At 63.0% G+C, this 12,388-nt stretch carries 11 protein-coding genes; all 11 read left to right on the top strand.

Annotated elements, in window-relative coordinates; all coding sequences use genetic code 11:
* The first annotated feature begins 439 nt into the window (after nt 1–439).
* The 11 genes from OSW16_RS09880 to nuoL all read left to right on the top strand — a co-directional run bounded on the left by OSW16_RS09880 (nt 440) and on the right by nuoL (nt 12,359).
* Nucleotides 440–853: an NADH-quinone oxidoreductase subunit A gene (locus OSW16_RS09880; RefSeq protein ID WP_003251427.1), complete on the top strand. Its 414-nt coding sequence runs from the start codon at nt 440–442 to the stop codon at nt 851–853.
* 10 nt (nt 854–863) lie between these two features.
* Complete coding sequence (locus tag OSW16_RS09875) at nt 864–1,541, top strand: NuoB/complex I 20 kDa subunit family protein (RefSeq protein ID WP_012313769.1); 678 nt, start codon at nt 864–866, stop codon at nt 1,539–1,541.
* 79 nt (nt 1,542–1,620) lie between these two features.
* Entirely contained in the window at nt 1,621–3,402 is a 1,782-nt protein-coding gene (gene nuoC / locus OSW16_RS09870) for an NADH-quinone oxidoreductase subunit C/D (RefSeq protein WP_241803340.1), read from the top strand.
* A gap of 2 nt (nt 3,403–3,404) precedes the next feature.
* The gene (gene nuoE, locus OSW16_RS09865) at nt 3,405–3,902 is read left to right on the top strand and encodes an NADH-quinone oxidoreductase subunit NuoE (RefSeq protein WP_241803339.1); all 498 of its coding nucleotides are present in this window, start codon (nt 3,405–3,407) and stop codon (nt 3,900–3,902) included.
* Nucleotides 3,899–5,275 carry an NADH-quinone oxidoreductase subunit NuoF gene (gene nuoF / locus OSW16_RS09860; protein ID WP_012313766.1) on the top strand — a complete coding sequence of 459 codons (1,377 nt, stop codon included), beginning with the start codon at nt 3,899–3,901 and terminating at the stop codon, nt 5,273–5,275. The genes nuoE and nuoF overlap by 4 nt, the downstream gene beginning before the upstream one ends.
* A gap of 132 nt (nt 5,276–5,407) precedes the next feature.
* Nucleotides 5,408–8,122 carry an NADH-quinone oxidoreductase subunit NuoG gene (gene nuoG / locus OSW16_RS09855; RefSeq protein WP_267822661.1) on the top strand — a complete coding sequence of 905 codons (2,715 nt, stop codon included), beginning with the start codon at nt 5,408–5,410 and terminating at the stop codon, nt 8,120–8,122.
* Entirely contained in the window at nt 8,119–9,126 is a 1,008-nt protein-coding gene (nuoH, locus tag OSW16_RS09850) for an NADH-quinone oxidoreductase subunit NuoH (protein WP_012273297.1), read from the top strand. Before nuoG ends, nuoH begins: the two co-directional genes overlap by 4 nt.
* 11 nt (nt 9,127–9,137) lie before the next feature.
* Nucleotides 9,138–9,686 carry an NADH-quinone oxidoreductase subunit NuoI gene (gene nuoI / locus OSW16_RS09845; protein WP_003251442.1) on the top strand — a complete coding sequence of 183 codons (549 nt, stop codon included), beginning with the start codon at nt 9,138–9,140 and terminating at the stop codon, nt 9,684–9,686.
* Nucleotides 9,687–9,696: 10 nt separating this feature from the next.
* Complete coding sequence (nuoJ, locus tag OSW16_RS09840) at nt 9,697–10,197, top strand: NADH-quinone oxidoreductase subunit J (RefSeq protein WP_086978409.1); 501 nt, start codon at nt 9,697–9,699, stop codon at nt 10,195–10,197.
* A gap of 3 nt (nt 10,198–10,200) precedes the next feature.
* Nucleotides 10,201–10,509, top strand: coding sequence for an NADH-quinone oxidoreductase subunit NuoK (gene nuoK / locus OSW16_RS09835; protein WP_003251446.1), 309 nt, complete (start codon nt 10,201–10,203; stop codon nt 10,507–10,509).
* Nucleotides 10,506–12,359: an NADH-quinone oxidoreductase subunit L gene (nuoL, locus tag OSW16_RS09830; RefSeq protein ID WP_267822656.1), complete on the top strand. Its 1,854-nt coding sequence runs from the start codon at nt 10,506–10,508 to the stop codon at nt 12,357–12,359. Before nuoK ends, nuoL begins: the two co-directional genes overlap by 4 nt.
* Nucleotides 12,360–12,388: the final 29 nt, after the last annotated feature.

Below are 12,388 nucleotides of genomic sequence, written 5' to 3'. Positions count from 1 at the left end.
CTCTACCCACTCGAAAAACATTGACCCAGAGCGGTGCAGCGAGTGTCCGACACTGATAGAACGATAGCGGCGCGCAATTGCAAGAGGGGGGCAACGGCCTATGAACTTAACAAGGCTCAATCGCATTAACTCCAATCGGCCGCCGCAAACGATATTAATTATCATTACTAAAACTACAATCTGTTACCACGCACAAGAAACATAATTGACAAAACCAGGCCGAATCCCCGAATTTCAAGGCTTTCAGCCAGTTACGAGCATGTTTTGTTCTTAATCCTACGAATAAATTTGCGACAGAAATTTTACTTGCAACAGGTTTACCCATAAAATCAGCGCGATTGATTCAGCTGCGACATTTGGTCACTGCACCTGCGACACCACGTCGCCGCTCTACTTATTTCAGACTGCAGAGCTGGGTCTCTGTATAAGGATTTCTAGCATGTCCGATTCGGCAGGACTCATCGCCCACAACTGGGGCTTTGCCATCTTCCTCCTGGGTGTCGTCGGCCTGTGCGCCTTCATGCTCGGCCTGTCCAGCCTGCTCGGTAGCAAGGCCTGGGGCCGCGCCAAGAACGAACCCTTCGAATCCGGCATGCTGCCCGTGGGCAGCGCCCGCCTGCGTCTTTCCGCCAAATTCTATCTGGTCGCGATGCTGTTCGTGATCTTCGATATCGAAGCCCTCTTCCTCTTTGCATGGTCTGTGTCCGTCCGCGAAAGCGGCTGGACCGGATTCGTCGAAGCGCTCGTTTTCATAGCAATTCTGTTGGCAGGTCTTGTCTACCTTTGGCGCGTCGGGGCACTTGATTGGGCTCCCGAAGGTCGCCGCAAGCGGCAAGCGAAGCTGAAACAATGAGGCTTTGGCAATGCAATACAATCTCACCAGAATCGATCCGGATGCGCCCAATGAGCAGTACCCGGTCGGCGAGCGGGAAACCGTTACCGACCAACTGCTAGAGGACCAGGTCCACAAGAACATCTATATGGGGAAACTCGAAGATGTGCTGCGTGGCGCGGTCAACTGGGGTCGCAAGAACTCCCTCTGGCCGTATAACTTCGGCCTGTCCTGCTGCTACGTGGAAATGACCACGGCCTTCACGGCACCCCACGACATCGCCCGCTTCGGCGCCGAAGTCATCCGGGCCTCGCCGCGTCAGGCCGACTTCATGGTCATCGCCGGTACCTGCTTCATCAAGATGGCGCCGATCATCCAGCGCCTGTATGAGCAGATGCTCGAACCCAAATGGGTCATTTCCATGGGGTCGTGCGCCAACTCCGGTGGCATGTACGACATCTACTCGGTCGTTCAGGGGGTCGACAAGTTCCTCCCCGTGGACGTCTACGTGCCTGGCTGCCCGCCACGCCCTGAGGCTTTCCTGCAAGGCTTGATGCTGTTGCAGGAGTCGATCGGCCAAGAACGACGCCCGCTTTCCTGGGTTGTTGGTGATCAAGGTATTTACCGTGCCGAGATGCCAGCCCAGAAAGACCTGCGTCGTGAGCAGCGCATTGCAGTAACCAACCTGCGCAGCCCCGACGAAGTCTGATCCAGCGACCTGCCGCCCGCTCCCCCTGGAGCCGGCGGCCTGGCTTCATTCTTAACGTTGACCCAAAGCGACCGAGACCATGACAGCGGACAACGCTATTTATATTCCGCCCTACAAGGCAGACGACCAGGATGTGGTCGTCGAACTGCACAACCGTTTTGGCGCCGAAGCATTCGTCGCCCAGGAAACCCGCACCGGCATGCCCGTGCTGTGGGTCAAGCGCGCCCAGCTCAAAGAGGTGCTCAGCTTCCTGCGCGGCGTTTCCAAGCCTTACAGCATGCTGTACGACCTGCACGGCGTGGACGAACGCCTGCGCACCCAGCGCCGTGGCCTGCCTGCCGCCGATTTCAGCGTGTTCTACCACCTGTTGTCGGTCGAGCGTAACAGCGACGTGATGATCAAGGTGTCGCTCAGCGAAGGCGACCTGAACCTGCCGACCGTGACCGGCATCTGGCCGAACGCCAACTGGTACGAGCGCGAAGTCTGGGACATGTTCGGCATCGACTTTGCCGGCCACCCGCACCTGAGCCGCATCATGATGCCGCCGACCTGGGAAGGCCACCCGCTGCGCAAGGACTACCCGGCCCGCGCCACCGAGTTCGACCCCTACAGCCTGACCCTGGCCAAGCAGCAGCTTGAAGAGGAATCGGCACGTTTCAACCCGGAAGCCTGGGGTATGAAGCGTCAGGGCGCCAACGAGGACTACATGTTCCTCAACCTCGGCCCCAACCACCCTTCGGCGCACGGTGCGTTCCGTATCGTGCTGCAGCTGGACGGCGAAGAGATCGTCGACTGCGTACCGGACATCGGCTACCACCACCGTGGTGCCGAGAAAATGGCCGAGCGCCAGTCCTGGCACAGCTTCATCCCCTACACCGACCGTATCGACTACCTTGGCGGGGTGATGAACAACCTGCCGTACGTATTGGCGGTAGAAAAGCTGGCCGGTATCCAGGTGCCGCAGAAGGTCGACGTGATTCGCATCATGCTCGCCGAGTTCTTCCGCATCACCAGCCACCTGCTGTTCCTGGGTACTTACATCCAGGACGTCGGCGCCATGACGCCGGTGTTCTTCACCTTCACCGACCGCCAGCGCGCCTACACCGTGATCGAAGCGATCACCGGTTTCCGCCTGCACCCGGCCTGGTACCGCATCGGCGGCGTCGCTCACGACCTGCCACGTGGCTGGGACAAGCTGGTCAAGGACTTCGTCGAGTGGCTGCCCAAGCGCCTGGACGAATACACCAAGGCCGCGCTGCAAAACAGCATCCTCAAGGGCCGCACCATTGGCGTTGCTGCCTACAACACCAAAGAGGCGCTGGAATGGGGCACCACCGGTGCCGGCCTGCGCGCCACCGGTTGCGACTTCGACCTGCGCAAAGCGCGCCCCTACTCCGGCTACGAGAACTTCGAGTTCGAAGTGCCGCTGGCCCACAACGGCGATGCCTACGATCGCTGCATGGTCCGTGTCGAGGAGATGCGCCAGAGTATCCGCATCATCGACCAGTGCCTGCGCAACATGCCGGAAGGCCCGTACAAGGCGGATCACCCGCTGACCACGCCGCCGCCGAAAGAGCGCACCCTGCAGCACATCGAAACCTTGATCACGCACTTCCTGCAAGTCTCGTGGGGCCCGGTCATGCCGGCCAACGAGTCGTTCCAGATGATCGAAGCGACCAAGGGCATCAACAGTTACTACCTGACGAGCGATGGCGGCACCATGAGCTACCGCACCCGGATCCGTACCCCGAGCTACCCGCACCTGCAGCAGATCCCTTCGGTGATCAAAGGCAGCATGGTCGCCGACCTCATTGCGTACCTGGGCAGTATCGACTTCGTTATGGCTGACGTGGACCGCTAAGCATGAACAGCACGCTTATCCAGACAGACCGTTTCGCCCTGAGCGAAACCGAGCGCTCGGCCATCGAGCACGAAATGCACCACTACGAGGACCCGCGTGCGGCGTCCATCGAAGCCTTGAAGATCGTCCAGAAGGCGCGCGGCTGGGTGCCGGACGGCGCCATCTACGCCATCGGTGAGGTGCTGGGCATCCCGGCCAGCGACGTCGAGGGTGTGGCCACTTTCTACAGCCAGATTTTCCGCCAGCCTGTCGGCCGCCACATCATTCGTGTGTGCGACAGCATGGTCTGCTATATCGGCGGCCACGAGTCGGTGGTCAGCCAGATCCAGAGCGAACTGGGCATCGGCCTTGGCCAGACCACTGCGGACGGGCGTTTCACCCTGCTGCCGGTCTGCTGCCTGGGCAACTGCGACAAGGCCCCGGCGCTGATGATCGATGACGATACCTTTGGCGACGTGCAGCCTGCTGGCGTTTCCAAGCTGCTGGAGGGTTACGTATGACCATCACTTCCTTCGGCCCGGCCAACCGCATCGCGCGTTCGGCCGAAACTCACCCGCTGACCTGGCGCCTGCGTGACGACGGCGAGCCGGTGTGGCTCGACGAGTACCAGGCCAAGAACGGCTACGCTGCCGCCCGCAAAGCGCTGGCAGAAATGTCCGCCGACGACATCGTGCAGAGCGTCAAGGACTCCGGCCTCAAGGGCCGCGGCGGCGCGGGCTTCCCGACTGGCGTTAAGTGGGGCCTGATGCCCAAAGACGAATCCATGAACATCCGCTACCTGCTGTGCAACGCGGATGAAATGGAGCCCAACACCTGGAAGGACCGCATGCTGATGGAGCAACAGCCCCATCTGCTGGTCGAGGGCATGCTGATCAGCGCCCGCGCCCTGAAGGCCTACCGCGGCTACATCTTCTTGCGTGGCGAGTACACCACCGCGGCGAAGAACCTCAACCGCGCCATCGATGAAGCCAAGGCTGCCGGCCTGCTGGGCAAGAACATCCTCGGCTCGGGCTTCGACTTCGAGCTGTTCGTGCACACCGGTGCCGGGCGCTACATCTGCGGTGAAGAAACCGCACTGATCAACTCGCTGGAAGGCCGCCGCGCCAACCCGCGCTCCAAGCCGCCCTTCCCTGCCGCCGTAGGTGTGTGGGGCAAGCCGACGTGCGTGAACAACGTCGAGACCCTGTGCAACGTGCCGGCCATCGTCGCCAACGGCAACGACTGGTACAAGTCGCTGGCCCGCGAAGGCAGCGAGGACCACGGCACCAAGCTGATGGGCTTCTCCGGCAAGGTGAAGAACCCGGGGCTTTGGGAGTTGCCGTTCGGCGTCACCGCCCGCGAGCTGTTCGAAGACTACGCCGGCGGTATGCGCGACGGCTTCAAGCTCAAGTGCTGGCAGCCAGGTGGCGCCGGTACCGGTTTCCTGCTGCCCGAGCACCTCGACGCGCAGATGTACGCCGGCGGCATCGCCAAGGTTGGCACCCGCATGGGTACGGGCCTGGCCATGGCGGTCGACGACAGCGTCAACATGGTTTCGCTGCTGCGCAACATGGAAGAGTTCTTCGCCCGCGAATCGTGCGGCTGGTGCACCCCTTGCCGGGACGGCCTGCCGTGGAGCGTGAAGATGCTGCGTTCCCTGGAAAACGGCCAGGGCCGCGCCGAAGACATCGAGACCCTGCTGGGTCTGGTCAACTTCCTCGGCCCAGGCCGCACCTTCTGCGCACACGCACCCGGTGCCGTCGAGCCGCTGGGCAGTGCCATCAAATACTTCCGCTCGGAGTTCGAGGCCGGTGTGGCGCCTGAAAGCGCTGGCACCCTGCGCCCGAACCTGGCCAAGCCTATTCAGGCCGGGCCGATTGTAGTCGGCGCATAAAAAGATAGAACGCGGGTGGTCCGTGCCACCCGCCAGCCTGCAGGCCGGCCCGAACGATTCGCGGCGGGCCGCAGGCTCACAGATTTCCATTAGCCACGCCCGCTCACGCGGGCCAACGAAGAACTTTGAACAATGGCCACTATCCACGTAGACGGCAAAGCGCTCGAAGTCAACGGTGCAGACAACCTGTTACAGGCGTGTCTGTCGCTCGGCCTCGACATCCCCTATTTCTGCTGGCACCCGGCGCTTGGAAGCGTTGGTGCCTGTCGGCAGTGTGCGGTCAAGCAGTACACCGACGAGAACGACACCCGTGGTCGTATCGTCATGTCCTGCATGACCCCTGCCTCCGACGGCACCTGGATTTCCATCGACGATGACGAATCCAAGGCGTTCCGCGCCAGCGTCGTCGAATGGCTGATGACCAACCACCCGCACGACTGCCCAGTGTGCGAGGAAGGCGGCCACTGCCACCTGCAGGACATGACGGTAATGACCGGCCACAACGAGCGCCGCTACCGTTTCACCAAGCGAACCCACCAGAACCAGGACCTCGGCCCGTTCATCGCTCACGAGATGAACCGCTGCATCGCCTGCTACCGCTGCGTGCGCTACTACAAGGACTACGCCGGCGGCACCGACCTGGGTGTCTATGGCGCCCACGACAACGTGTACTTCGGCCGCGTCGAAGACGGCGTACTGGAAAGCGAGTTCTCCGGCAACCTGACCGAGGTCTGCCCGACCGGTGTGTTCACCGACAAGACGCACTCCGAGCGCTACAACCGCAAGTGGGACATGCAGTTCGCGCCAAGCATCTGCCACGGCTGCTCCAGCGGCTGCAACATCAGCCCGGGCGAGCGTTACGGCGAACTGCGCCGGATCGAAAACCGTTTCAACGGCTCGGTCAACCAGTACTTCCTGTGCGACCGCGGCCGCTTCGGTTATGGCTACGTCAACCGCACCGACCGCCCACGCCAGCCACGCCTGGCCGATGGCACCAAGCTGGGCCTGGACGCTGCGCTGGACAAGGCAGCCGACCTGCTGCGCGGCCGGACCATCGTGGGTATCGGCTCGCCCCGTGCCAGCCTGGAAAGCAACTACGGCCTGCGTGAGCTGGTCGGTGCCGATTACTTCTATTCGGGTATGGAAGCCGGTGAGCTGGCTCGCGTACGCCTGGCCCTGAACGTGCTCAATAGCAGCCCGCTGCCAGTGCCGACCCTGCGCGACATCGAAGACCACGACGCTGTGTTCGTGCTCGGCGAAGACCTGACCCAGACCGCTGCCCGTGTCGCCCTGGCCGTACGTCAAGCGACCAAAGGCAAGGCCGAAGCCATGGCCGAGGCCATGAAAGTGCAGCCCTGGCTCGACGCTGCGGTGAAGAACATCGGCCAGCACGCGCTGTATCCACTGTTCATCGCCAGCCTGGCCGAAACCAAGCTGGACGACGTTGCCGAAGAATGCGTGCACGCCGCCCCTGCCGACCTTGCGCGTATCGGCTTCGCCGTGGCCCACGCCATCGATCCGAGCGCCCCGGCCGTTGCAGGCCTGGACGACGAAGCCAAGGCCCTGGCCGAGCGCATCGCCGGCGCCCTGGTAGCGGCCAAACGCCCGCTGGTGGTTGCCGGTACTTCGCTGGCCGACCCTGCACTGATCGAGGCAGCTGCGAACATCGCCAAAGCCCTGAAGCTGCGCGAGAAAAACGGCTCGCTGAGCCTGGTCGTACCTGAGGCCAACAGCCTTGGCCTGGCCATGCTCGGCGGCGAGTCCGTCGATGCCGCGCTGGATGCGGTCATCAGTGGCAAGGCCGACGCCATCGTGGTGCTGGAAAACGACCTGTACACCCGCGTACCGGCCGCCAAGGTCGATGCCGCCCTGGCAGCGGCAAAGGTCGTGATCGTAGCCGACCACTCCCACACCGCCACCCTGGAGCGCGCCCACCTGGTGCTGCCGGCGGCCTCGTTCGCCGAAGGCGACGGTACCCTGGTCAGCCAGGAAGGCCGTGCCCAGCGCTTCTTCCAGGTGTTCGACCCGCAGTACCTGGACAGCAGCATCCTGGTGCACGAAGGCTGGCGCTGGATGCACGCCCTGCGTGCCACGCTGCTGAACAAGCCCGTCGACTGGACCCAGCTGGACCACGTCACCAGCGCCTGCGCCGAAGCCGCCCCGCAACTGGCCGGCATCGTCAACGCAGCACCTTCTGCGGCATTCCGCATCAAGGGCATGAAGCTTGCCCGTGAGCCGCTGCGCTACTCCGGCCGCACCGCGATGCGCGCCAACATCAGCGTGCACGAACCTCGTACCCCGCAGGACAAGGACACCGCGTTCGCCTACTCCATGGAAGGCTACTCGGGCTCCGCCGAACCGCGCCAGCAGGTGCCGTTCGCCTGGTCGCCGGGCTGGAACTCGCCGCAAGCCTGGAACAAGTTCCAGGACGAGGTAGGTGGCCACCTGCGTGCCGGTGACCCGGGCGTGCGCCTGATCGAATCGCACGGTGATCGCCTGTCCTGGTTCGATACCGTTCCGGGCGCCTTCAACCCGGCCCGTGGCACCTGGACCGCAGTACCGTTCTTCCACCTGTTCGGCAGCGAAGAAAGCTCTTCGCGCGCTGCGCCGGTTCAGGAGCGCATCCCTGCCGCTTACGTGGCGCTGGCCAAGTCCGAGGCCGACCGCCTGGGCGTCAACGAAGGCGCGCTGCTGAGCCTGAACGTGGCCGGTGTGGCCCTGCGCCTGCCGCTGCGCATCAATGAAGAACTGGGCGCTGGCCTGGTCGCGCTGCCCAAAGGCCTGGCCGGCATCCCGCCGGCCATCTTCGGTGCACCCGTCGAAGGTCTGCAGGAGGCAGCACAATGAGCTGGTTCACCCCCGAAGTGATCGATGTGATCATCCAGGTCGTCAAGGCTATCGTGGTGCTGCTGGCCGTCGTGGTCTGCGGCGCCCTGCTCAGCTTCGTCGAGCGCCGCCTGCTGGGCTGGTGGCAGGACCGCTACGGTCCTAACCGTGTCGGCCCGTTCGGCATGTTCCAGATCGCCGCCGACATGCTGAAGATGTTCTTCAAGGAAGACTGGAACCCGCCCTTCGTCGACAAGATGATCTTCACCCTGGCGCCGGTCGTGGCCATGAGCGCCCTGCTGATCGGCTTCTCGATCATCCCGATCACCCCAGGTTGGGGCGTTGCCGACCTGAACATCGGCCTGCTGTTCTTCTTCGCCATGGCCGGCCTGTCGGTGTACGCGGTGCTGTTCGCCGGCTGGTCGTCGAACAACAAGTACGCCCTGCTGGGCAGCTTGCGTGCCTCGGCCCAGACCGTGTCGTACGAAGTGTTCCTGGGCTTGGCGCTGATGGGCGTGGTGGTGCAGGTGGGCTCGTTCAACATGCGTGACATCGTTGAATACCAGGCCCAGAACCTGTGGTTCATCATTCCGCAGTTCTTCGGCTTCTGCACGTTCTTCATCGCCGGCGTCGCCGTGACCCACCGTCACCCGTTCGACCAGCCAGAAGCCGAGCAGGAACTGGCCGACGGCTACCACATCGAGTATGCCGGCATGAAATGGGGCATGTTCTTCGTCGGTGAGTACATCGGCATCATCCTCATCTCGGCGCTGCTGGTGACCCTGTTCTTCGGTGGCTGGCACGGCCCGTTCGGCATCCTGCCGCAAGTGCCGTTCCTGTGGTTCGCGCTGAAAACCGCGTTCTTCATCATGCTGTTCATCCTGCTGCGCGCTTCGATCCCGCGCCCACGCTATGACCAGGTGATGGACTTCAGCTGGAAGTTCTGCCTGCCGCTGACCCTGATCAATTTGCTGGTGACCGCTGCGATCGTGCTTTACAACACGCCAGCCGTCGCGGCCCAGTGAGGATTTGACCCATGTTCAAGTATATCGGCGACATCGTTAAGGGCACCGGCACTCAGCTGCGCAGCCTGGCAATGGTGTTCTCCCACGGGTTCCGCAAGCGCGACACCCTGCAGTACCCAGAAGAACCCGTGTACCTGCCACCACGCTATCGTGGCCGCATCGTCCTGACCCGCGACCCCGACGGCGAGGAGCGCTGCGTGGCGTGCAACCTCTGCGCGGTGGCCTGCCCGGTCGGCTGCATCTCGCTGCAGAAGGCCGAGACCGAGGACGGCCGCTGGTACCCGGAGTTCTTCCGCATCAACTTCTCGCGCTGCATTTTCTGCGGCCTGTGCGAGGAAGCGTGCCCGACCACCGCGATCCAGCTGACTCCGGATTTCGAAATGGCCGAGTTCAAGCGTCAGGACCTGGTGTACGAGAAAGAAGATCTTCTGATCTCCGGCCCCGGCAAGAACCCTGACTACAACTTCTACCGTGTTGCGGGTATGGCGATCGCTGGCAAGCCGAAAGGCTCTGCACAGAACGAAGCCGAGCCGATCAACGTGAAGAGCTTGCTCCCATAAGGACAGAAAGATGGAATTCGCTTTCTACTTCGCATCCGGGATCGCCGTGGTCTCCACCCTTCGGGTGGTGACCGGTACCAACCCCGTGCACGCCCTGCTCTACCTGATCATTTCGCTGATTTCCGTGGCAATGATCTTCTTCTCTCTGGGTGCGCCGTTCGCCGGCGCCCTGGAAGTGATCGCCTACGCCGGCGCCATCATGGTGCTGTTCGTCTTCGTGGTGATGATGCTCAACCTCGGGCCGGCCTCGGTCGCCCAGGAGCGCGGCTGGCTCAAGCCCGGTATCTGGGCAGGGCCGGTGATACTTGGCACCCTGCTGCTGCTGGAACTGCTGTACGTGCTGTTCGTCACCCCGAGCGGCGCCGGCATCAGCGGCACCACCGTGGGCCCGAAAGAAGTGGGCATCAGCCTGTTCGGCCCGTACCTGCTGGTGGTCGAACTGGCCTCGATGCTGCTGCTCGCGGCAGCCGTCACCGCCTTCCACCTGGGCCGCAACGAGGCGAAGGAGTAAATCATGGGTGCTATCCCTCTCGAGCATGGGCTGGCGGTCGCCGGCATCCTGTTCTGCTTAGGTCTGGTTGGCCTGATGGTCCGCCGCAACATCCTCTTCGTGCTCATGAGCCTGGAAGTCATGATGAACGCCTCTGCCCTGGCGTTCGTCGTCGCCGGTGCCCGTTGGGTCCAGCCCGACGGCCAGGTGATGTTCATTCTGGTGATCAGCCTGGCAGCCGCCGAGGCCAGTATCGGCCTGGCGATCCTGCTGCAGCTGTATCGCCGCTTCCACACTCTCGACATCGATGCTGCCAGTGAGATGCGCGGATGAACCTTCTCTTCCTGACTTTCGTCTTCCCCCTGATCGGCTTCTTGCTGCTGTCGTTCTCGCGCGGGCGGTTCTCGGAGAACCTGTCCGCCCTGATCGGCGTCGGCTCGGTCGGCCTCTCGGCCGCCGTGGCGGCCTACGTCATCTGGCAATTCAATGTCGCCCCGCCTGAAGGCGGCGCGTACAGCCAGCTGCTGTGGCAGTGGATGTCGGTGGACGGCTTCGCGCCGAACTTCACCCTGTACCTGGACGGCCTGTCGGTGACCATGCTCGGCGTGGTCACTGGCGTCGGCTTCCTGATTCACCTGTTCGCGTCCTGGTACATGCGTGGCGAAGCCGGTTACTCGCGCTTCTTCTCCTACACCAACCTGTTCATCGCCAGCATGCTGTTCCTGATCCTGGGCGATAACCTGCTGTTCATCTACTTCGGCTGGGAAGGCGTGGGCCTGTGCTCGTACCTGTTGATCGGTTTCTACTACAGCAACCGCAACAACGGTAACGCGGCACTCAAGGCCTTCATCGTCACCCGTATCGGCGACGTGTTCATGGCCATCGGCCTGTTCATCCTGTTCGCCCAGCTGGGCACCCTGAACGTGCAGGAACTGCTGGTGCTGGCACCACAGAAATTCCAGGCTGGCGACACCTGGATGGTGCTGGCCACGCTGATGCTGCTCGGTGGTGCGGTGGGTAAATCGGCACAGCTGCCCCTGCAGACCTGGCTGGCCGACGCGATGGCAGGCCCTACCCCGGTTTCGGCACTGATCCACGCCGCCACCATGGTGACCGCAGGCGTGTACCTGATCGCCCGCACCAACGGCCTGTTCCTGCTGGCGCCGGACATCCTGCACCTTGTAGGTGTGGTCGGTGGCGTGACCCTGGTACTGGCAGGCTTCGCTGCGCTGGTGCAGACCGACATCAAGCGTATCCTCGCCTACTCGACCATGAGCCAGATCGGCTACATGTTCCTGGCGCTGGGCGTGGGTGCCTGGGACGCGGCAATCTTCCACCTGATGACCCACGCCTTCTTCAAGGCCCTGCTGTTCCTTGCCTCGGGTGCGGTGATCGTTGCCTGCCACCACGAGCAGAACATCTTCAAGATGGGCGGCCTGTGGAAGAAACTGCCGCTGGCCTACGCCAGCTTCGTGGTCGGTGGTGCCGCCCTGGCCGCCCTGCCGATCCTGACCGTCGGCTTCTACTCCAAGGACGAGATCCTCTGGGAAGCCTTCGCCAGCGGCAACACCGGCCTGCTGTACGCCGGCCTGGTCGGTGCGTTCATGACCTCGCTGTACACCTTCCGCCTGATCTTCATCGCCTTCCATGGCGAAGCCAAGACCGAGGCCCACGCCGGCCACGGCATCAGCCACTGGCTGCCGCTGGGCGTACTGATCGTGCTGTCGACCTTCGTTGGCGCCTGGATCCACCCGCCGCTGGCAGGCGTGCTGCCTGAAAGCGCAGGCCATGCCGGCGGTGACGCCAAGCACTCGCTGGAGATCGCCTCGGGCGCCATCGCCATCGCTGGTATCCTGCTGTCGGCCCTGCTGTTCCTGGGCAAGCGCCGCTTCGTCAGCGCCGTCGCCAACAGCAGCATCGGCCGTGTCCTGTCGGCCTGGTGGTTCGCTGCCTGGGGCTTCGACTGGATCTACGACAAGCTCTTCGTCAAACCTTATCTGCTGATCAGCCACATCCTGCGCAAGGACCCGGTTGACCGCAGCATCGGCCTGATCCCCCGCATGGCGCGTGGCGGCCACGTCGCCATGAGCAAGACCGAGACCGGTCAGCTGCGCTGGTACACCGCCTCGATCGCCGTCGGCGCCGTGCTGGTACTCGGTGCGGTGGTAGTGGCTGCGGTATGACTATGAATCTTGCGACTTTGCCAAAGGAA

This window comes from Pseudomonas putida, assembly GCF_026625125.1.
Classification (GTDB): Bacteria; Pseudomonadota; Gammaproteobacteria; order Pseudomonadales; family Pseudomonadaceae; genus Aquipseudomonas; species Aquipseudomonas putida_X.
Note: the sequence above shows the minus strand (reverse complement) of the source record. Positions and strands in the feature narration are given on the sequence as shown.

What these genes read in the sequence shown, in the direction of transcription:
- OSW16_RS09880 (WP_003251427.1), top strand. Translation starts at nt 440, where the DNA reads ATGTCCGATTCGGCAGGACTCATCGCCCACAACTGGGGCTTTGCCATC.
- OSW16_RS09875 (WP_012313769.1), top strand. Translation starts at nt 864, where the DNA reads ATGCAATACAATCTCACCAGAATCGATCCGGATGCGCCCAATGAGCAG.
- nuoC (WP_241803340.1), top strand. Translation starts at nt 1,621, where the DNA reads ATGACAGCGGACAACGCTATTTATATTCCGCCCTACAAGGCAGACGAC.
- nuoE (WP_241803339.1), top strand. Translation starts at nt 3,405, where the DNA reads ATGAACAGCACGCTTATCCAGACAGACCGTTTCGCCCTGAGCGAAACC.
- nuoF (WP_012313766.1), top strand. Translation starts at nt 3,899, where the DNA reads ATGACCATCACTTCCTTCGGCCCGGCCAACCGCATCGCGCGTTCGGCC.
- nuoG (WP_267822661.1), top strand. Translation starts at nt 5,408, where the DNA reads ATGGCCACTATCCACGTAGACGGCAAAGCGCTCGAAGTCAACGGTGCA.
- nuoH (WP_012273297.1), top strand. Translation starts at nt 8,119, where the DNA reads ATGAGCTGGTTCACCCCCGAAGTGATCGATGTGATCATCCAGGTCGTC.
- nuoI (WP_003251442.1), top strand. Translation starts at nt 9,138, where the DNA reads ATGTTCAAGTATATCGGCGACATCGTTAAGGGCACCGGCACTCAGCTG.
- nuoJ (WP_086978409.1), top strand. Translation starts at nt 9,697, where the DNA reads ATGGAATTCGCTTTCTACTTCGCATCCGGGATCGCCGTGGTCTCCACC.
- nuoK (WP_003251446.1), top strand. Translation starts at nt 10,201, where the DNA reads ATGGGTGCTATCCCTCTCGAGCATGGGCTGGCGGTCGCCGGCATCCTG.
- nuoL (WP_267822656.1), top strand. Translation starts at nt 10,506, where the DNA reads ATGAACCTTCTCTTCCTGACTTTCGTCTTCCCCCTGATCGGCTTCTTG.